This is a genomic window from Nonomuraea roseola, from assembly GCF_039535395.1.
Taxonomy (GTDB): domain Bacteria; phylum Actinomycetota; class Actinomycetes; order Streptosporangiales; family Streptosporangiaceae; genus Nonomuraea; species Nonomuraea roseola.
This window is the reverse complement of record NZ_BAAAXC010000015.1, coordinates 3,407,887-3,427,650: the sequence shown is the minus strand read 5'-3', so window position 1 is coordinate 3,427,650 and position 19,764 is coordinate 3,407,887. Positions and strand designations below refer to the sequence as shown.

At 67.9% G+C, this 19,764-nt stretch carries 15 protein-coding genes and 1 rRNA gene; 11 read left to right on the top strand and 5 right to left on the bottom strand.

Annotated elements, in window-relative coordinates:
* The first annotated feature begins 438 nt into the window (after window positions 1–438).
* The 4 genes from ABFX55_RS39665 to ABFX55_RS39650 all read left to right on the top strand — a co-directional run bounded on the left by ABFX55_RS39665 (window position 439) and on the right by ABFX55_RS39650 (window position 3,060).
* The gene (locus ABFX55_RS39665) at window positions 439–1,359 is read left to right on the top strand and encodes an ABC transporter permease (protein ID WP_346128403.1); all 921 of its coding nucleotides are present in this window, start codon (window positions 439–441) and stop codon (window positions 1,357–1,359) included.
* Window positions 1,352–2,203, top strand: coding sequence for an ABC transporter ATP-binding protein (locus ABFX55_RS39660; RefSeq protein ID WP_346128401.1), 852 nt, complete (start codon window positions 1,352–1,354; stop codon window positions 2,201–2,203). Before ABFX55_RS39665 ends, ABFX55_RS39660 begins: the two co-directional genes overlap by 8 nt.
* A gap of 84 nt (window positions 2,204–2,287) precedes the next feature.
* Entirely contained in the window at window positions 2,288–2,809 is a 522-nt protein-coding gene (locus tag ABFX55_RS39655) for a YbhB/YbcL family Raf kinase inhibitor-like protein (RefSeq protein ID WP_346128399.1), read from the top strand.
* Between the two features lie 95 nt (window positions 2,810–2,904).
* Window positions 2,905–3,060 carry a hypothetical protein gene (locus tag ABFX55_RS39650; RefSeq protein WP_192781480.1) on the top strand — a complete coding sequence of 52 codons (156 nt, stop codon included), beginning with the start codon at window positions 2,905–2,907 and terminating at the stop codon, window positions 3,058–3,060.
* A 455-nt stretch (window positions 3,061–3,515) separates the two neighbouring features.
* Here ABFX55_RS39650 and ABFX55_RS39645 read toward each other — a convergent pair whose 3' ends face one another.
* Together ABFX55_RS39645 and ABFX55_RS39640 are read right to left on the bottom strand one after the other, a co-directional pair.
* A complete protein-coding gene (locus ABFX55_RS39645; protein ID WP_346128397.1) occupies window positions 3,516–4,157 on the bottom strand; it encodes a hypothetical protein in 642 nt (213 codons plus the stop codon).
* Between the two features lie 373 nt (window positions 4,158–4,530).
* Window positions 4,531–5,853, bottom strand: coding sequence for a KamA family radical SAM protein (locus ABFX55_RS39640; RefSeq protein WP_346128396.1), 1,323 nt, complete (start codon window positions 5,851–5,853; stop codon window positions 4,531–4,533).
* Between the two features lie 176 nt (window positions 5,854–6,029).
* Between ABFX55_RS39640 and ABFX55_RS39635 the strand changes: the two genes are divergently transcribed.
* From ABFX55_RS39635 to ABFX55_RS39610, 6 genes are all read left to right on the top strand, one after another.
* The gene (locus ABFX55_RS39635) at window positions 6,030–6,587 is read left to right on the top strand and encodes a DUF1707 SHOCT-like domain-containing protein (protein ID WP_312895776.1); all 558 of its coding nucleotides are present in this window, start codon (window positions 6,030–6,032) and stop codon (window positions 6,585–6,587) included.
* A gap of 19 nt (window positions 6,588–6,606) precedes the next feature.
* On the top strand, window positions 6,607–7,629 hold the full coding sequence (gene plsX, locus ABFX55_RS39630; RefSeq protein WP_346128394.1) for a phosphate acyltransferase PlsX: 1,023 nt from the start codon (window positions 6,607–6,609) through the stop codon (window positions 7,627–7,629).
* 28 nt (window positions 7,630–7,657) lie between these two features.
* Window positions 7,658–9,889 carry an HAD-IC family P-type ATPase gene (locus ABFX55_RS39625; RefSeq protein WP_346128392.1) on the top strand — a complete coding sequence of 744 codons (2,232 nt, stop codon included), beginning with the start codon at window positions 7,658–7,660 and terminating at the stop codon, window positions 9,887–9,889.
* Window positions 9,886–11,613: an arginine--tRNA ligase gene (argS, locus tag ABFX55_RS39620; protein ID WP_346128390.1), complete on the top strand. Its 1,728-nt coding sequence runs from the start codon at window positions 9,886–9,888 to the stop codon at window positions 11,611–11,613. The genes ABFX55_RS39625 and argS overlap by 4 nt, the downstream gene beginning before the upstream one ends.
* Window positions 11,614–11,704: 91 nt before the next feature.
* Window positions 11,705–13,036, top strand: a complete 1,332-nt coding sequence (locus tag ABFX55_RS39615) for a hypothetical protein (protein WP_346128389.1) — start codon at window positions 11,705–11,707, stop codon at window positions 13,034–13,036.
* Window positions 13,037–13,140: 104 nt separating this feature from the next.
* Window positions 13,141–14,418 (top strand): IS701 family transposase, encoded by a 1,278-nt coding sequence (locus tag ABFX55_RS39610; protein ID WP_346131339.1) that lies wholly within the window; start codon window positions 13,141–13,143, stop codon window positions 14,416–14,418.
* A 420-nt stretch (window positions 14,419–14,838) separates the two neighbouring features.
* On the opposite strand, the gene ABFX55_RS39605 is transcribed toward ABFX55_RS39610, so the two are convergent.
* Window positions 14,839–15,219 carry a cell division protein SepF gene (locus tag ABFX55_RS39605; protein ID WP_183654494.1) on the bottom strand — a complete coding sequence of 127 codons (381 nt, stop codon included), beginning with the start codon at window positions 15,217–15,219 and terminating at the stop codon, window positions 14,839–14,841.
* A 165-nt stretch (window positions 15,220–15,384) separates the two neighbouring features.
* Between ABFX55_RS39605 and ABFX55_RS39600 the strand changes: the two genes are divergently transcribed.
* Entirely contained in the window at window positions 15,385–16,164 is a 780-nt protein-coding gene (locus ABFX55_RS39600; RefSeq protein ID WP_346128387.1) for a PhzF family phenazine biosynthesis protein, read from the top strand.
* Window positions 16,165–17,176: 1,012 nt separating this feature from the next.
* On the opposite strand, the gene ABFX55_RS39595 is transcribed toward ABFX55_RS39600, so the two are convergent.
* Entirely contained in the window at window positions 17,177–17,869 is a 693-nt protein-coding gene (locus tag ABFX55_RS39595; protein WP_346128386.1) for a maleylpyruvate isomerase family mycothiol-dependent enzyme, read from the bottom strand.
* A 1,751-nt stretch (window positions 17,870–19,620) separates the two neighbouring features.
* Window positions 19,621–19,737, bottom strand: a 5S ribosomal RNA gene (gene rrf, locus ABFX55_RS39590).
* Window positions 19,738–19,764 lie beyond the last annotated feature (27 nt).

The window sequence follows — 19,764 nt, the reverse complement described above, 5'->3', positions numbered from 1 at the left end:
AGCTGCGAAGTCCTAGGCAGCCTGACGGAGGGTTCTTGTCTAACCCCCGGGTTTGGCTGACATGGTCAAACCAGCTGACGCCCTGCCAGTCGATCGCGACTATCCCTCACTACTTGCCACCAGCGAGTCTCTGGCACATTGCAGTTCGGTCACACGTGTGTATGCCTGGCGTCACACCCGTACTCAGCGTTGCCCCAGCGCCCGCAGATAAGGGTCATACCGGTCAAATCGACACAAGTACGGCGCCAAACAGTCGAGTCAAAATACACCGCACCAGACAGTGCTCACGCCGTCCCCACATAGCCACCGCTCCTGGGCTACCGTTGACCAAGTCTTGGCAGACGCCTGGAACCCGTCCGCCCAAGGCGACGTCCAAGTGTCTGCGGCAAACCGTCGCGCGAGGCATCTCACCTATCTGGATCCAATAGAGTCCATGCCATGAGCCAGCCGGAATCCGCTGTCGCGGACGCCCAGGCGGGCGGCCGCAGCGGGCAGGAGCCGCTGAGCAAGCTCGCCAAGCGATATGGGCTTCGTCGTGCCATCGCGCGACCGAGGTTTCCCGCCTACCTGCGCCAGTTGTGGGAGCGGCGGCACTTCATCATGACGTACGCGACCTCGCGTAACGTCTCGAAGTACAGCAGCTCGGCCCTCGGCCAGCTGTGGCAGGTCCTGACCCCGCTCCTGAACGCCGCCATCTACTACGTGATGTTCGGCCTCATCCTCGGCGGACAGGGGAACATCGAGCACTACCCCGCCTTCCTGCTGACGGGGATGTTCGTCTTCACCTACACGCAGCGATCGGTGACGGCGGGCGCCAAGTCGATCTCGGGCAACCTCTCGCTGATCAGGGCGCTCCACTTCCCACGAGCCGCGCTCCCGCTCGCGTACGCGATCCAGGAGCTCCAGCAGCTGGCCATCTCCATGGGCATCCTCATGGTGCTCGTCGTCGTATCCACAGGCGCGCTCCCCACGTGGTTCTGGCTGATGATCCCCGTCGTGCTCCTGCTGCAGACGATGTTCAACGTCGGGGCCAGCCTCGCCATGGCCCGCGTGGGCTCCTCGATGCGCGACATGAACCAGTTGCTGCCCTTCATCATGCGCACCTGGCTCTACGCCTCGGGCGTCTTCTTCTCCATCCAGGAGAAGGTGGTCGAGTCGCTGCACATGCCGCAGTGGGTGGCGAACATCATGTACGCGAACCCCGCGGCCTCCTACATCGAGTTCATGCGGGACATCCTGATCCCTGAGCACCCTGTTCCCACGTGGGCTTGGGTGAGCTGCGTATTCTGGGCGGTGTTCGCACTCGCCTTCGGCTTCTGGTACTTCTGGCGTGCCGAGGAGAGATACGGCCGTGGCTGAGTTGACCGAGGAGCTGTCCCAAGTGAAGGCTGAGGAGCCCAACGTCCCGAACAAGGACGTCAGGGTCCACCCCAACCCGGAGCCCCCGGCTCCCACGACGGGAACACCGACCGTCATCGTCGACGACCTCCACATCGTCTACCGCGTCTACGGCGCCACCAGCGACCACGAGAAGGGCAACGCCGTACACGCCCTCACACGGCTGCTGAAGCGCCAGGGGCGCCCGCAGATGAAAGAGGTCCACGCGGTCAAGGGCGTGACCTTCGTGGCCTACCACGGCGACGCCATCGGCATCGTGGGCCGCAACGGCTCGGGCAAGTCCACGCTCCTGCGGGCCATCGCGGGGCTGCTGCCGCCGCACTCGGGCTCGGTCTACACCGACGGCCAGCCGTCGCTGCTGGGCGTCAACGCGGCCCTCATGCGCGAACTCACGGGTGAGCGCAACATCGTCCTCGGCTGCTACGCCATGGGCATGACGCCCGCCCAGGTCAAGGAGAAGTACGAAGAGATCGTCGACTTCTCCGGCATCGGCGAGTTCGTCCAACTGCCCATGTCCACCTACTCCTCCGGCATGGGCGCTCGCCTGCGCTTCGCCATCTCCTCGGCCAAGACGCACGACGTGCTGCTCATCGACGAGGCGCTGGCCACGGGCGACAGGGAGTTCCGCAAGAAGAGCGAGCAGCGGATCAAGCAGATCCGCGAGTCCGCCGGCACCGTCTTCCTCGTCGCGCACGACCTCAGGGTGATCGAGGAGACCTGCAACAGGGTCATCTGGCTGCACAAGGGCAAGATCAAGATGGACGGCGACCCCAAAGAGGTCATCGCCGCCTACAACAAGGGCTGACACGCGCCTGCGGCGATCACCGCCGCGGCGCTCCCGGGTGGAAGATGGGAAGCGGACAACCCGCGAATCCACCGGAGGTGCATCTTGCCCGCAAGGCCACCTATCCCCTACGACTTCCTGCCCGAAGTCCCCGCCCTGACCGTCGAGAGCGACGACATCCGCGACGGAGAGCGTCTCTCCGAGGCCCACGTCTTCGACGACTGGGGCATGCGGGGCCAGAACCTCTCCCCGCACCTGCGCTGGTCCGGCGCCCCTGAGGGCACCAGGAGCTACGCGGTCACCTGCTACGACCCCGACGCCCCCACGGGCAGCGGCTTCTGGCACTGGCTGCTGTTCGACATCCCCGCCGACGTCACCGAGCTGCCCACGGGCGCGGGCACGGCCGACGCCAAGATCGGGACACAGTCGCGCAACGACTACTCCATCAAGGCGTACGGCGGCGCCGCCCCTCCGCCCGGATTCCCGCACCGCTATCTGTTCGCGGTGCACGCGCTCGGCGTCGACTCCCTGGGGCTCGACCCCGACACCCCGCCGGCGGTGGTCGGCTTCAACATCACCGCGAACACGCTCGCCAGGGGCTATCTCGCACCTGTGTACGAGGTCTGAGCGGCTGGAGGGGCGAACAACTCACGCCGCGCTCACTGTTCCGCTATGATTCGAACGTAAATTCGATCTGGAACGTGATGGAGTGGGGGCGCGCGATGCGAGAGCTGTCGACCGCGATTGACCACTTGGCCATCGAGGACCCTTCCGAGATTCCCAGGGCCGAGCTGGCCGAGCAACTCATCGAGCTTCACTGGCAGATGGCCAGGCTGCAGGCCCAGATCGCCCGTCGCACGGGCGTCCGCATCACCTGACCGCTCCGGACATCGGCGTCTCGCCGCCAACGACCCTGACACGGCGAAACCGGCGGCCCTCCAGGCCGCCGGTTTCGCCGAGCCGGTCCACGGTTGTGCGCAAAACCGCTTCAGACTCGATGTCCCGATATCAAAGGATTCCAGCTAGTCCAGCGAGCGAGGCAACAGGTGGTCCGTCCGTGAGCTCCAGTCTCACCCACCAGGGCTTCGCCGCCCGGCTACCGCTCTCCTCTGATTCCTTCGCCCGTGTTCCCGCTCCGCTCGGCTGGACGTCCAACCGCCGAGCGACTCACGGGGACATGGGCCCCTGACAGGCCCCTGCAGGAGCCTGCCGTCCATGCATCGCAGACCCCGGCACCGGGGACACTGCGCGAAAACCAGCCGTGCGGATCAACAGCGCGGGCGCGAGGTCGGTGCGCCGCGGCACAGACCGACATGTAGGCGCCCGACGGCCGTCAGTTCTGGGCAGCCTCGTCCGTGAGCTGCGCGACGGACTCGGAGACGGAGTGGAGCGTCTCGCTGGTCGAGTGAGTGGCCTTCTCAGCGTTGTTGTCGACGGCGCTGGCGGCGACATCGACGAGCGGGGCGATCTCGTCGATCGAGGCGGTGTCCGCGACGCCGGGCAGCGTGCCGACGACCGGCGCGGCCTCGGCCGGCGTCACGGAGTCCACCAGCGGCGACAGGCGGGGACCACCGGTCTCGGGGACCGCCTGGTCGGCCTTCACCAGAACCCGGTCCACGAGGTTCCTGCGCTGGGTGTAGTTGGACAGGCTGTCCATCGACTTCTTCGCGGTGCTCGCGGTGGCGCCTGTGGCGTCGTAGACGCCCTCGGCGAGGGTGTCGCCGGCCCGACGCAGGGGCCTCGGGACCGCGTGCTCCTCGATCGCGGCGGCCTCCATTTCTCCCTCGGTGACCTCCCTGACCAGATTGAGAACCATCTCGTACGGGCCGTCGACGTCGATCGAATCCGCGACGTACTCGATGAGGTTGACGTCGCTGCGGTCGTTGGTCGAGCTCTGTGCCTGGGCGGGCGCGGCCACAGCCGCACCGAGCCCGCAGATCGCGACGGCCACAGCCGCCTTGATAACACGGTTCATGATTGCCTTCCGCTCGTAGTCGATTCGCTTTTTCCATTGCTGGAATGCGAATCAAAGACCCCCGAAAGCCGGCCTGTGCGCTTTGGCATCACACGGGATGCGCGCCGTCCGGCTGAGCTACTGACGCAGTTGTATCACCACTGCGAGTAGCCCGGAGGATCGGAAAACTCGGCGGTAGCGAGGGTTGGGGCCCCAGCATCGGATCAAGAAGGCGGGTGACAAGTCCGGACATAGAGAGGGTGGATTTCCGAAATTCCGCCGACGTCTCCCAGACGATCGGCCGATCCCCACCGGCCCGTTACAACGGCTCGGAAAACAAATGCCACGGGCCGGGGGTTCAGATTTTCCGGTTGCGGGATATGCGCTTGACCGCTCAGGCCGACAGAAGAGCGTCCTGTACGACGGTCTCGAACGGGAATCGGTCGGCGAAGGCGGGTCGCAGGTCGGTCAGCCACACGGCCCGAGGGTCGTAATGAGCGAAGAACGGCTTTCCGACCAGTGAGGGATCCCGCGCCTGGATGAGATGGAGCACGAAGACCTTCTGCCCGGCGATCTCGGTGACGCCGTCCACGCAGACCTTGCCCGGCGTCGCGGACATGGAGGGCCCCCGCACCGTACGGCAGAGCCCCGAAACCGACGCGTACGCGTCCCTGAAGACCTCGTACGCCTGGGCGAGCGGCACCGCGAAGTAGTCCTGCGGCCCCGTGTCCCGCTCGACGAACATGTAGTAGGGGATCATCCCCATCCCGAGCTGGCGCCGCCACATCGACGACCACACCTCGGGATCGTCGTTGATGGACCTGATCAGCGGCGCCTGGGTGCGGATGGTCGCCCCCGAGGAGATGATGCGCGAGACCGCCTGCGACACCAGCGGTGAGTCGAGCTCGCGCGGATGGGAGAAGTGGGCCATGAACGCCAGGTTCTTGCCCGCCGCCTTCACCTGCTCGAACAGCCGCAGGGTGTCGTCGGCGTCGGGGTCGGTGGTGAAGCGCTGCGGCCAGTAGGCCAGCGACTTGGTGCCGATGCGGATGGACTCCAGCTGCCCGACCTCCAGCAGCGGCTCGACGTAGCGCCTGAGCACGGACTCACCCATGATCATGGGGTCGCCTCCGGTCAGCAGCACGCTGGTGACCTCGGGATGCGCGCGCAGGTAGGACACGAGCTGGCCGACGTCGTCGGAGGCGAACTTCAGGTCGGCGTCGCCCACGAACTGCGCCCACCTGAAGCAGTAGGTGCAGTAGGCGTGGCACGTCTGCCCCTGCTTGGGGAAGAACAGCACGGTCTCGGGATACTTGTGCTGCATGCCGGGCACGGGCTCCATGTCGATGCGCGGCACGTTGAGTGAGAGTTGCCCCGCCGGATGCGGGTTGAGTTTCATCCTGACCTTGTTGGCCTCGGCCTGGATCTCCGCGTTGGGCGCCTCGGCCTTCAGCAGGTCGGCCAGCCTGTCCACATCAGGGGCGGGAAGCATGTCCGCCTGCGGGAAGACCAGGCGGTATATGGGATCGTCGGGTGCGGCCGACCAGTCGATGAGTTCATCCACGACGTAGGCGTTGGTCCGAAAGGGCAGCACGGTAGCCACCGCCCTCACCTTCAACCGCTGCGCCTCGTCCAGCTCCGTACGCTGCAGCAACTCTTCGAGGTGCTTGGAGGTGTACGCCTTGAAGCGCCGTGTTCCCGCTTGGTTCAAGATCACTAGGCCTTTCCCATCTTTTTTGTTCGATCGGATGTAAACCTCTGGACCCTGTGGCGCGTCTAGGGGTCCTTATACCCGGACGCGGCACAGGCCACTTCTGGTTCCGCCGTGGCCCAAGTTTCTGTCGAGATTCCAACACTCGCGACATATCGCGATTGGACATAGACTGGCGGACTGTGACCGACGACGCAGTTCTGCGAGCCGCCGACTCCGACCGCGACCGCGTGGCGGCCGTGCTCGGAGAGGCCCTCGCCACGGGCAGACTGACCAGCGTCGAGCACGCCGACCGGCTGGATGCCGCCTACTCGGCCAAGACCGTCGGCGAGCTCGCCCCCATCATCCACGACCTTCCGGACATCTCGACCACTTCTCGGCCGGCCCTGGTCGATCAGCAGACCGTCAGAGCGGTCTTCAGCAAGGTCATCAGGAAAGGACGGTGGGTCGCCTCCCGCCACACCACCCTGAGCGCGACCTACGGCGCGCTCATCGTCGACCTGTCCGATGCCGTGCTGCCCGGCAGGGAGATCACCCTGACGGTCAACGCCTACGCCGCCAAGCTCATCATCCGCGTCCCCGACGACGCCGAGGTCATCGACGAGGTGGCCGCGCTGTTCGCCAAGCGTCAGGTCTCCGGCGGAGCGGGCAGCGGCGGGCCGGTGATCAGGGTCGTCGGAAGGGTCACCTTTGGAAAGGTCGTCGTGGCCCGCGGGGTCACTGACTGGAATCTCGCATAACAACCATACGATTCGAACTGTGCCAGAGTCCGAACCGCCGATAGCGCTCGACGCCATGGGCGGTGACCATGCGCCGCACGAGATCGTGGCGGGCGCCGTCCATGCGGTCAGGGAACGCGGCCTGCCGATCGTCCTCGTCGGCTCGCCCCGCGTGCTCTACGAGTCACTGGCCGACCACGACGCCACCTCCGAGATCCCGATCATCAGGGCCGAGGAGGCGCTGGCCATGGACGAAGGCGCCCTGGCCAGCCTGCGCCGCCCCCGCTCCAGCATCGCCGTGGCCTGCCATTTGCTCAGACGCGGCGACGCCTCCGCCGTGGTCTCGGCCGGCTCCACCGGCGGTGTCGTCGCCACGGGCAAGCTCAGGCTCAAGACCCAGCAGTCGGTGATCAGGCCCGCTCTCGCCGTCGCCCTGCCCACCAGGCCCACGCCCACCATCCTGCTCGACGCGGGCGCGAACGCCGAGGTCAAGCCGGAAATGCTGGTGCAGTTCGCGCATCTGGGCTCCGCCTACGCCGAGACCGCCTACGGCCTGGAGACGCCCCGCGTCGGTCTGCTCACGATCGGCTCCGAGCCCGAGAAGGGCAACAAACTCGTGAGGCGCGCCCACGAGCTGCTGAGGGGCACCCCTGGCGTCCACTTCGTCGGCAACGTCGAAGGCCACGACCTGCTCTCGGGCACGGCCGACGTCATCGTGACCGACGGATTCACCGGCAACATCGCGCTCAAGACGATGGAGGGCGCGGTCCGCTACGCCTTCACCGAGCTCAGCGACACCATCAGCGCCAGCCCGATGGCCAGGATGGGCGCCCTCATGCAGCGCGGCAGGCTCAAGGACCTGTCCAGAAGGCTCGACTCCGAGGCGTACGGCGGCGCGGCCCTGCTCGGCCTCAACGGCACGGTCGTCGTCGCGCACGGGGCGTCGAAGGCCGCCTCCGTCAGCGCGGCGTGCGAGCTGGCCGCCACCCTCTCGCGCAAGGGCATCGTCGCCAGGATCGGCGAACGGCTCTCCACGGCGCCTCGGCCCCACCGGCTATGGTGATCGTCACCACGGCATTCGGGGGGATCGTGTGGAGGGCCTCACGGCCGCACAGGTAGCGGCCGCCAAGACGAACGACGTTCCGCGCCGGACGAGCAGATCACTCTCGGCGATCATCAGGGCCAACGTCCTCACGCTGTTCAACCTCGTCATCGGCGTCCTGTGGGCGCTCATCCTGATCTTCGGCGAGTGGCAGGACAGCCTGTTCGGCCTGGTCATCGTGGCCAACGCGATGATCGGCATCGTCCAGGAGCTGAGAGCCAAGCGCACGCTCGACCAGCTCGCCGTGGTGAACGAGGCGCCGGTCACCGTCCGCAGGGACGGCAGGGACCAGCAGATCCACTCCAGGCACATCGTGCTCGGCGATCTGATCCTGCTCGGCCCGGGCGACAGGCTGCTCGTCGACGGCGAGGTCGTCGCCGCCCAGGGGCTCGAGATCGACGAGTCGCTGCTCACAGGGGAGGCCGACCCCGTCCGCAAACAGCCGGGCGACCAGGTGCTGTCGGGCAGCTTCGCGGTCGCGGGGTCGGGCGCCTTCACCGCCACGAGGGTCGGCGAGGACGCCTACGCCGCCCAGCTGACCGAGCAGGCCAGCGCCTTCTCCCTCGCCCACTCCGAGCTGCGCGACGGTGTCACGAAGTTCATCAAGTACATCACCTGGCTGGTCATCCCGATCGGCGCGCTGTTGCTCTACAGCCAGGTGCGCAACGACGAGGACTTCGGCTCGGCCATCACAGGGGCGGTCGCCGGCATCGTCACCATGATCCCCGAGGGCCTGGTGCTGATGACGAGCATCGCCTTCGCCGTCGGCGTCGTACGGCTCGGCCAGCGCAACGCCCTCGTCCAGGAGCTGCCCGCGATCGAGGGCCTGGCCAGAGTGGACGTGCTCTGCCTCGACAAGACGGGCACCCTGACCGCGGGCGGCATGGAGCTCGGCGAGGTGATCAGACTGCGCGACGACGCCCCCATCGACGACGCGCTCGGCGCCCTCGCCCACGTCGACTCCCACCCCAACGCCACCGCCCAGGCCATCCAGGCCGGCTATGCGTCACCGCCTGGCTGGACCGCCACCGACCTGGTGCCCTTCTCCTCGGCGAGGAAGTGGAGCGGCGCCACCTTCGACGGCCACGGCTCCTGGTCGCTCGGCGCACCCGACGTGCTTCTCTCCCCCGACCACCAGGCGTACGGCACCGCCGCCACCCTGGCCGCGACCGGCGCCCGCGTGATCGCGCTCTGCCGTACGGAGGAGAACGAGCCCGTCGCGCTGATCACGCTCAAGCAGCGGATCAGGCCCGACGCCCACGAGACCCTCCAGTACTTCGCCGCCCAGGGCGTCACCGTCAAGGTCATCTCGGGGGACAGCCCCCACGCGGTCGCCGCGATCGCCACAGCGCTCGAGATCCCCGGCGGCGAGCGGGCCGTGGACGCCAGAACCCTTCCCCCCGACGACCAGGAGAAGCTCGCCGAGATCCTCGAGGACAACACCGTCTTCGGCAGGGTCACCCCTCAGCAGAAGCGGCAGTTCGTGGCGGCCCTGCGGTCGCGCGGTCACACGGTGGCGATGACCGGCGACGGCGTCAACGACGTTCTCGCGCTCAAGGACGCCGACCTCGGCATCGCGATGGGCGCGGGCAGCCCCGCCACCAAGGCGGTGGCCCAGGTGGTGCTGCTCGACGACAGGTTCGACAGCCTGCCCGAGGTCGTGGCCGAGGGACGCAGGGTGCTCGCCAACATCGAGCGGGTCTCCAACCTGTTCCTCACCAAGACTTTCTACGCGATCGCGCTGTCACTCGTGGTGGGCGTGCTCGGCGTCATGTTCCCCTTCGCGCCCCGGCACTCGACCCTGGTCAACGCGCTGACCATCGGTGCTCCCGCCCTCTTCCTCGCCCTCGCGCCGACGATCGAGCGGGCCAGGCCAGGATTCGTGCCGCGCGTGCTGCGCTTCGCCGTACCGGCCGGGTTGATCACCGCCGCCGCGGTCATGCTGTCGTTCTGGGCCGGCGGCGGCGACCGCACCTCGGCCGTCGTCACGCTCTTCATCGTCACCTGGTGGATCCTGGCGCTCGTGGCCAGGCCGCTCATGCCATGGAAGGTCCTGCTGATCGGCGTCATGGCCGTGCTGTTCGCGCTGGCCCTCGCCATCCCGTTCACCAGGCAGTTCTTCGCCCTCGGAGCAGGCGGCTGGGCGGCCGTCGTCATCGGCGCGGTCGCCGCCGTTGCGATCAGCGCCGCAGTCAAGCTCACCGGTACCCTTAGAACATGACCGACCCGCAGATAGTGCTCACCGAGCGCGTCCAGCAGGCGCTGGCCAACGCGTTCGGTTCCGAGTACGCCGACGCAGACCCGCTGATCAGGCCCTCCCAGTTCGCCGACTTCCAGGCGAACGTCGCGATGAGCCTGGGCAAGCGCCTGCGACGAGCGCCGCGGGAGGTCGCCCAGGCCATCGCCGACCAGCTCGCGGACTTCCCCGGCACGGTCGAGGTCAGCGGCCCCGGCTTCCTCAACATCACCCTCGACCCGGCCTGGATCACGGCCGAGGCCACCGAGATGCTCGCCGACCCCCGCACGGGCATCGGCACGGCCACTCCGCCGCAGCGCGTCGTGATCGACTACTCCGCGCCCAACGCGGCCAAGGAGATGCACGTCGGCCACCTGCGCACCACGATCGTGGGCGACGCCATGGCCCGCATCTACGAGCACCTCGGCAGCACCGTCGTGCGCCAGAACCACCTCGGCGACTGGGGCACGCCGTTCGGCATGCTCATCGAGCACCTGCTCGACATCGGCGAGGAGGCCGCGGTCGCGCAGCTCGAGGCCGGCCAGGGCACCGAGTACTACCAGGCCGCCCGCGCCAAGTTCGACAGCGACGAGTCGTTCAAGACGCGCTCCCGCCAGCGGGTCACCACGCTCCAGTCGGGCGACCCCGAGACCATGCGGCTGTGGCACGTCTTCATGGAAGCCACCATCCGCTACTTCAACAAGGTCTACGAGATGCTCGGCGTCACGCTCACCGACGCCGACATCGCGGGCGAGAGCATGTACAACTCGATGCTCGAGAAGACCTGCGACGACCTCGAGGCCATGGGCGTCGCGGTGATGAGCGAAGGCGCGCTGTGCCTGTTCCCTCCGGGGTTCACCGGCTCGGACGACAAGCCGCTCCCGCTGATCATCCGCAAGAGCGACGGCGGCTACGGCTACGCCTCCACCGACATGGCGGCGATCCGCTACAGGGTCGACGACCTCAAGGCCGACCGCATCCTCTACGTCGTCGGCGCCGACCAGGCTCTCCACTTCCGCATGGTCTTCGCCGCCGCCGAGCAGGCCGGGTGGCTGCCCGACTCGGTCTCCGCCGAGCACGTCCAGATCGGCATGATGCTGGGCAAGGACGGCCGCCGCTTCAAGACCCGCTCGGGCGAGTCGGTCAAGCTCATGGAACTGCTCCAGGAGGCGGTCGACCGCGCCGGTGTGATCATCGCCGACCGGGGCTACGACGAGGAGACCAAGGGCGAGATCGCCCACGCGGTGGGCATGGGCGCGGTCAAGTACGCCGACCTGTCGATCAGCCACGACAGCGAGTACGTCTTCGACTTCGACCGCATGCTCAACTTCGCCGGCAACACCGGCCCCTACATGCAGTACGCCACGGCGCGGATCCGCTCCATCTTCCGCAAGGCCGGGCTGGAGCCGGAGTCGGCGCGCGGCCCCATCGTGCTCGGCGTGCCGGCCGAGCGCGCGCTCGCGCTGCACCTGCTCGGGTTCGGCGCGGTCGTCGACCAGGTCGCGGCGCTGGTCGAGCCGCACAGGCTCAGCGCCTTCCTGTTCGAGACCGCCAGCCTCTTCAGCACCTTCTACGAGGAGTGCCCGGTGCTCAAGGAGGGCGTCGACGCCGAGACGCGGGCCTCCAGGCTCGCCCTCTGCGCGCTGACCCTGCGCGTGCTGGAGACCGGCCTGGAACTCCTGGGAGTCCCCGTTCCGGACCGTATGTAAGGGATGGGCGCGCCTCCCCATGGTTGGCGCGCCCCCCGGCTAGGCTTTACGCGGTCATGAAGTGAGGCCGACATTGGGGGAGTTCTCGACCTTGGCAACGGAACTGAGCGCAAGTCCGCCAGCCACGACTGAACTCCACCGCTACGCAGAGGCTCTGCTCGCCAACCTCGCGGCCAACGGCACCGCGCCCGCCATGACCCCGGCCTTCCAGGACATCCCCGGCTTCTGGCTGCCGCCTGCCGTCCAGGCGCTCGTCGCGATCCTCACCGGCGACGACCCCCTCGAACCGCTGACCACGGCCGCCAACCGTGACCAGCGCAACACCGCCCTGTTCCTCTGCCTCGCCCTGGCCGTCGCCGGGCACGGTGACCGCATCCACGCCTCCTGGCTCGGCACCGCCTTCGGCGAGCTGTCGATGGACCACCCCGTCAACCACGGCCAGCGTGCGCTGTGGCTGGCCGCCGCCCGAGGCGCGTACGGCCCGGCCGGCAAGATCTTCGTCCTTCGCAAGCTCGACGCCCTGGCCATCCCCACGCAGGCCGACACCGCGCAGTGGCTGCAGGCCCTCGCTCCCGGCGAGCCGTCGGTCGTGGTGCCCGCCGCCCTCGTCGACTTTCCCGAGCTGGCCGAGATCCCCGAGCTGGCCAGGCCCGCCCAGGCCGCCGCCCGCCTGTCCAGGCTGCGCGCCCGCTGCGCCGAGATCACCATGACCAGGCAGGCCGAGCACGACTCCCGCACGCCGCTCACCAACTCCGCCGCCACCCCGGCCACCGCTTGGGCGGAGGAGGAGCCGCTGGCCGTGCTCCGCTCGCTGGCCGGCCTCGCCGGCCCCGCCGGCCCCATGGGCTCGCTCATCGGGCACCTGCTCGACGACCTCCGGCCCGGCTCCGACCCCTACCTGGCCGCGATCGCGCTCCATGTCGCCGCGCCGATCCTGCGTGAGGTCGCCGCGGAGCTGGAGGCCGACACCCAGCTCACGCCGCCCGACTCCATCACCGTCCCCGTCCTCGGGCACCGCCTGGTGCTCCTGCCGGAGGGGCCCGACCCCGAGTCGATGGCCGCCGCCGAACGGGCGATCATCATCGACGGGATCCCCGAGCGACGCCCGCCGTGGCTGGCCTACCTGCTCATGGCGCTGTGCGTGGCCCTGGTCGTGGGCGCGATCGTGGTGTGGTGGCCGCTGGCCGTCCTGGGGGTGGCCAGCGCGGGCCTGGGCGCCTGGCGGCTGTGGGAGCTCCAGCAGGCGCGCCGCTCCGACGAGGCTTACGTGGAGACACGGCTCGCCGAGCTCAAGGACCTCGCAGACGGGGCTATCTGGGCGCTGCACGCGTACGCCCGCGAAGCGGACGATCGGGCCAAGCAGGCCGCCGAGGACTCCGCCGGCCTCATCCGCCTCCTGCGCCGCGGCCCCCGCGCCGCCTAGTACTCCAGTGACACTTCGCGATCTTCGGTGTTGTGGTCGCATGGGAACGGCCACTGCAAGATCATGCGGAGTTTGTGAGAACAACCGAAGATCACGCAGTGGCCGTGGGCGACAGCGTAGACCCTGACCGATGGACCGTCACCCTCAACGACCTCCTCGCCCGGATCGCGGCCAGGTTCGGCCGCATCGAGCCACGTCGAACCGCCGCCGCCTATGTGCACGGCCTGCTGGACGACATCGACCGCAAGAACTGCTGGAACCTGGCCGAACACACCGGAGCAACCGGCCCGCAGGGCATGCAACGCCTGCTGCGCCAGGCGCGCTGGGACGCCGATGAGGTCCGCGACGATGTCCGCAGCTACGTCGTCGAGCACCTGGGGCCGGGCGGTGTACTGATCGTGGATGAGACCGGCTTCGAGAAGAAGGGCACCGGCTCGGCCGGGGTGCAGCGCCAGTACTCCGGCACGACGGGCAGGATCGAGAACTGCCAGATCGGCGTCTTCCTGGCCTATGCCACCGGTGCCGGACGAGCCCTGATCGACCGTCGGCTGTATCTGCCCGAGCACTCGTGGCTGGCCGATCCCGAGCGCTGCGGGCGGGCTGGAGTCCCGGACCCAACCACCTTCGCGACCAAGCCCGCGCTGGCCACTGCGATGATCACCGCCGCGCTGGACGCCGGGATCGCGACCTCCTGGGTGAGCGGCGACGAGGTCTACGGCCAAGACCCTCGCCTGCGCGCGGCGCTGGAGGATCGCCGGGTCGGCTATGTGCTGGCCTTCGCCGCCAACCGCCGGGCCAGCCTGGACGGGGCGGAGATGACCGTCGCCCAGATCGCCGCTATGGCGGCTGACCGGCACTGGCACCGCTACAGCGCCGGGGCAGGAGCCAAAGGCCACCGCCTGTATGCCTGGGCATGGACCCGCATCGACGAACACCGGCCCGGTTGGCGGTGGCTACTGATCCGCCGCAACCTGACCACCGGCGAACTGGCCTTCTACCGCTGCTACGCACCCACCCCGAAGCCATTGATGACGTTGGTGCGCATCGCCGGCATCCGCTGGGCCATCGAGGAGTCCTTCCAGGCGGCCAAGGGCCAGGTCGGCCTGGACCACTACCAGGTCCGCGGTTGGACCCCGTGGCACCGCCACATCACCCTGGCCATGCTCGCCCTAGCTTTCCTCGCCGTCGTGGCAGCCCAACAGCCCCGAACCACCGACAACCAGCACATCGCGTTAACCGTGCCCGAGATCCGCCGCCTGCTGGCCGCACTCCTGCTCACCCACACACGCTCGATCGAGCAGGTCCTGCGCTGGTCGAGTTGGCGCCGACGGCATCAGGCGATCGCCCGCCGTTGCCACTACCAGCGCAGATCCCGCCCATGATCTCGAAATGTCGCTGGAGTACTAGCCCCTCTTCCCGCGGTGTCGCTTCCCGTGACTGGGGTGCGGCCGATTCACTGGGGATGCGGCCGGTTCACTGGGGGTGCGGCCGGTTCACTGGGGGTGCGGCCGGTTCTTCGCCTCGTGGACAGACCCCGCGCCTCGCGCGCCCGGCTTTGTCACGCGCCCGGCCTCGTCATGCGCCCGGCCTCGTCATGCGCCCGGCCTTGTCATGCGCCCGGCCTTGTCATGTGACCGGCCTCTCCGCAGCAGGCCTTTACCCGCGGTGGATTCGCCCGCCGCTCCACAGGACCCGGCAAGCGCCCACCCGAGCAAGCGGCAGCGCCTGCGGACACACCAGACCAGCCCCCCAGCCGGCCCAGCGTACGCTCACAGAGCGACCCTCACGGGCCGCCGCTTGACTCAGGTGTTCTCGATCTCCACGTGCGCGGGCGCGAGCAGGAACACCCGGTCCGCGATGCGCTCGATCCGACCCTCGCATCCGTAGGCCAGCCCGGCCGCGAAGTCGACCATCCTGGTCGCCTCCGGCATGGGCATGCCGGTGACGTCCATGATGACGGTCTGCCCCTCACGGAAGTGCTGCCCGATCATCGGTGCGTCGTTGTATTTCAGCGGCTGGACCATCACGATCCGCGACGACTCGACGGTGGCACGCCACCGCTTCGCGGCACGCTCCGAAGCCGGCACGTACTCATCTTCGTACTGCTCGTCTTCGTAGCCGTCGTCGTATTGATCGATCCCGCCCAGGCCAAGGTAGCTCACCACCTTGCGCACTGCCCCCATCGGCTTGTCCTTTCCTCAGGAACTCACCGTAATCGGCACGTCCCTACACATTGGACGGTAACCGACGCTTCGGCGTTCGCCATGCGACACGCCCAACACATATTCCATTTTGTACGGCAAGCGTCCCGGTTTCGACTGGATATCGCCGCCTATATCATCGACCACATGCGTCTGTTCACGGTCGATGCCTTCACCGACACAGCATTCCACGGTAATCCTGCCGCTGTCTGCCTCCTGAACGCACGCGCTTCCGACACCTGGATGCAGTCTCTGGCGACCGAGATGGGTCTGTCGGAGACGGCGTTCCTGCTCGGTAATTCGCTGCGCTGGTTCACTCCGGCGGTCGAAGTATCGCTGTGCGGTCACGCGACGCTGGCCACGGCTCATGTGCTCTATTCCACAGGCGCGGCCACCGGAGCGCTCCATTTCGAGACGAAGAGTGGAATCCTCACCGTGAATCCATCCGACGACGGACTGATCACGATGGATTTCCCGGCCAAAGAAGTGACGCTTGCCACAGTTCCTGACGGCCTCGAAAAGGCACTTGGAGCTGCGGTGGTGAGCGTGAGCCGCAGCCAGCTCGACCTGCTGGTGGAGCTCGAATCCGAGGAGAGCGTGCGCTCCCTCAGGCCCGACATTCCGGCCCTCGAATCCGTGGACGCCAGAGGCGTGATCGTCACCGCCCAGGCCTCTTCCTCCACCGCCGCGGACTATGTCTCCCGCTTCTTCGCGCCACGCGTCGGCGTCCCCGAGGACCCGGTCACCGGCTCGGCCCACTGCGCCCTCGCTCCATACTGGTCCGCCAGGCTCGGCCGCGACTCCCTCCTCGGCGCCCAGCTGTCGGCAAGAGGCGGCCTGGTCCGCACCACCCTCCGAGGCGACCGCGTCGACCTGGCCGGCCGCGCGGTAACGGTGATCGAGGGCACCCTGCTCCTCAACCCCTGAGCCGCAGCCACCCTGTCCCTCAGCTAGGAGGCCGCAGGCACCCTGCTCCCCAAGCCAAGGACCACGGGCACGCTGTCCGGTGGACGTGAGCTCGCCAACCCGCTGCTCCTCAAGTCCTAGGCCACGGGAACCCTGTCCCCTGGGCGTGAACTCGCCGACACCCTGCTCCTCAAACCAAGGACCACGGGCACGCTGTCCGGTGGACGTGAGCTCGCCAACCCGCTGCTCCTCAAGTCCTAGGCCACGGGAACCCTGTCCCCTGGGCGTGAACTCGCCGACACCCTGCTCCTCAAACCAAGGACCACGGGCACGCTGTCCGGTGGACGTGAGCTCGCCAACCCGCTGCTCCTCAAGTCCTAGGCCACGGGAACCCTGTCCCCTAGGCGTGAACTCGCTGGCACGCTGTTCCTCGGGCCGTGGGCGGAGGCGCGGAAGATGCCCCTCCACGTCTCGGCGATCGCTCCCACAAGACCACTTCACTCGCACCTCCGACGCTCCCTCACGAGAGCCTCCTCCGACCCACACCTTCAGCGACCCGCCCAGAGAGCGCTCGCCCTCCGCGCGGTGGTAACCGCTCACGCGGAAGGATCTCCGTCTCGCGCCGTCGGTCACTGCCCGCAAAGACACCTCACATTCCTCGCGAATGACGATTCTCGTAGAAAACCTCCATCTGGTGCGATCACTCTCTATGAGACGCTCTCTAACGCGGCCGAGTTCAAAGCCCGTCAGCAAAGCGGCCAACGCCCAAGACCTCCTCCCGATCGCCCTCCCACTCAGCGGCGACCTCCAGCCCATCAGCGCACCAGCCGCACCCCCGGGACCCAGACCCACCTCACCGGTCGCCGAGCCCTCCTCGGGGCCGACCTCTAGCCCCATCAGCGCACCAGCCAGCGCCCCAGAACTTCCCGATCGCCCTCCCACTCAGGGGCGACCTCGAGCCCATCAGCGCACCAGCCGCACCCCCGGGACCCAGACCCACCTCACCGGTCGTCCTCTCACCTAGGGGCGATCGCTAGCCCGTCAGCGGACCGGCCAGCGCTCTGAGACCCGCGTCGCTGTCGCCCTCCCACACCAACACCTCATCGGTCATCGGCAGCCGGCCCCACAACATCAGCAAGAGGTGGTCGGCCGTACCGGACACCTTGGCAACGGGAGCCCCAGGCCCGTACGTCCACGACGACCCCGTGTCGGTTGCGTCAAGCCGCACCGCGCAGCCAGGCGGTCGCGTCCGTCCCCGAACGACCTGTCGTGGCGCGATCGTGTCGAACACCTCAGTCACCCCCTCGCTCGCCAATTCAGGATCGAGGATGCCAGCCGTACCCAGAGCGTTTTCGGCGTCCCACCGGTGCACGAGCGCCTCGAGACACCGGCGCCGCCGCCAGAACCCCACCGTGCCGGGCGGATGGAACGTCCACGCCTCAGCCGACGGATCACCGGCCAGCGCCTCGAGCAAGGTCACCGACGCATGATCGAACCACCGCAGCAACCCGTCACGATCTCTCGGAGCAGCGGGAGCCACATAGTCACCCCGCCTCTCCGTGACTGCCACGGCCGCCCACAGATTGGACCCACCCAGATGCTCAGCGAGATCACGCAGTGTCCAGTCACCGCAGTGCTCGATCGGCGCTTCGAGATCGACGTCCAGACACGCTCGAAACGCCACCAGCTCACGATGCAGATGGAAGAGAAGATCTTGAGAATCCATGCCAGGCAACCTAACCGAGCCCTCTGACAATCTTGAGATCATGTCCCTTTTCCATCAGCAGGACCAACCAGTTACAGACCGAAGACCACAAAGTCAGCAACGATCTCCGACTGGAGCAACTGCTCTCCACCATCGGCGCCCCCCGAACTAATCGGTCGCGCGACATCCAACCATCGAATGCTCACCCGAACCGGTCGCCGGCCTGGTGCTCGGCCTGACCCGCGCCCTCCACGTCACCGGCCCTCGTTCCTGAACCGGCCGCCCGGGTGACGCGCAGCCATCGGAGACCCACCCGAACCGATCGCAGCGTGGCCCTCGGCCTGACAGTCGCCCGCGTCCTCAAGGTCACCTGCTCTCTCCTCCGAACTGGTCAGCCAGGCGACTCTCAACCATCGGAGGCCCATCCGAACCGGTTGCCACCGCGGCGCTCAGCTGATGGTCTCCCGCAACCTCAACGTCGACGTCACCAGTCCACTCCCCCAAACTGGCCGGGCGAGCGATGCTCAGCCATCGCAGGCTCACCCGAACCGATCAACAGCCTGGTGCTCGGCCCGCCAGTCTCCCGCGCCCTCTACGTCACCGGCCCTCGTATACGTCACCGGCCCTCGTTCCTGAACCGGCCGCCCGCGTGACGCACAGCCATCGGAGGCCCACCCCAACCGATCGTCAGCGCCGCCCTCGGCCTGATGGTCACCCGCGATCCCGACATCGACGTCACCTGCCTTCGGCGCGACGATGCGACGGAGGAGCGCGTCGTCCAGTTCGGCGCTCGCTTGCCCTCCAATCCCGGGTACGGCAGGTGCACTCTCGCGACGACATGAGCCGCTGGAACACCGAGCCTGCCTATCCCGATGGCTTGTATCCCGCGGTGGTGTATTGGACTCCGACCGGCGTGGACTGGAATCGCGATATCTGGCCTATCGACGAACCTCCCCGCCAGCCGAGCTCGCCCACATACGCACCCTGCCGTCTCGTCTCACGCCCGAGGCCGTCTCGTCTCGCTCCGAGGCTCGTCCAGCGATCTCTGCCATCGAGCATGAGGTGTCGTCGAGGGGTGAGCGCGTCCGCAGCCACGCCATCTATGAGGCGGTACTGACGCAAGGGCGCACCCTCGCCGACTTCACGCCCTGGCACTACCGGACCATTCCCGCCAACTCAGCCGAGACCCCGTAAACCCGGCCCGTCCCCCGGAACCGCGCCGAGACATCCCGTCGGGTCTCCGTCCGCGGATCACCGTGTGGGGCGCTGGGTGTGGGGCGCTGGGTGTGGGGCGCTGGGTGTGGGGCGCTGGGTGTGGGGCGCTGGGTGTGGGGCGCTGGGTGTGGGGCGCTGGGTGTGGGGCGCTGGGTGTGGGGCGCTGGGTGTGGGGCGCTGGGTGTGGGGCGCTGGGTGTGGGGCGCTGGGTGTGGGGCGCTGGGTGTGGGGCGCTGGGTGTGGGGCGCTGGGTGTGGGGCGCTGGGTGTGGGGCGCCACGGCCCGAGGACGGGCCGGGCGCCGTCGTGGTCACGAAGGGGCGCCTTGCTCTTTGTAGCGGACGCGGCAGACAACGGCCGCTAGGTCTTTCCGAAAAGGCGCTCTCCGGTCGGCACATACGTACTCACGGGGTCCGCTGGACGCCAGGCGAGGGGAATCAGCCGGCGGTGCGAAGCCGATTCAAGCTCAAGTCGGGGGAAAGCGATCTGGAAACAAAAGACCCCCGGAAATGCAGAAAGGGCCCCACCCAACGGGTGAAGCCCTTCCATACAAAGATTGCGCGGCGGCGACCTACTCTCCCACACCCTCCCGAGTGCAGTACCATCGGCGCTGCAGAGCTTAACTTCCGGGTTCGGAATGTAACCGGGTGTTTCCTCTACGCTATAACCGCCGCAACCCTGTGAAACCAACAAACACAGACG

Coding starts and splice junctions, on each gene's coding strand:
- ABFX55_RS39595 (WP_346128386.1), bottom strand. CDS start 17,869: ATGGATTCTCAAGATCTTCTCTTCCATCTGCATCGTGAGCTGGTGGCG.
- ABFX55_RS39645 (WP_346128397.1), bottom strand. CDS start 4,157: ATGAACCGTGTTATCAAGGCGGCTGTGGCCGTCGCGATCTGCGGGCTC.
- argS (WP_346128390.1), top strand. CDS start 9,886: ATGACCGACCCGCAGATAGTGCTCACCGAGCGCGTCCAGCAGGCGCTG.
- ABFX55_RS39650 (WP_192781480.1), top strand. CDS start 2,905: ATGCGAGAGCTGTCGACCGCGATTGACCACTTGGCCATCGAGGACCCT.
- ABFX55_RS39600 (WP_346128387.1), top strand. CDS start 15,385: ATGCGTCTGTTCACGGTCGATGCCTTCACCGACACAGCATTCCACGGT.
- ABFX55_RS39605 (WP_183654494.1), bottom strand. CDS start 15,219: ATGGGGGCAGTGCGCAAGGTGGTGAGCTACCTTGGCCTGGGCGGGATC.
- ABFX55_RS39665 (WP_346128403.1), top strand. CDS start 439: ATGAGCCAGCCGGAATCCGCTGTCGCGGACGCCCAGGCGGGCGGCCGC.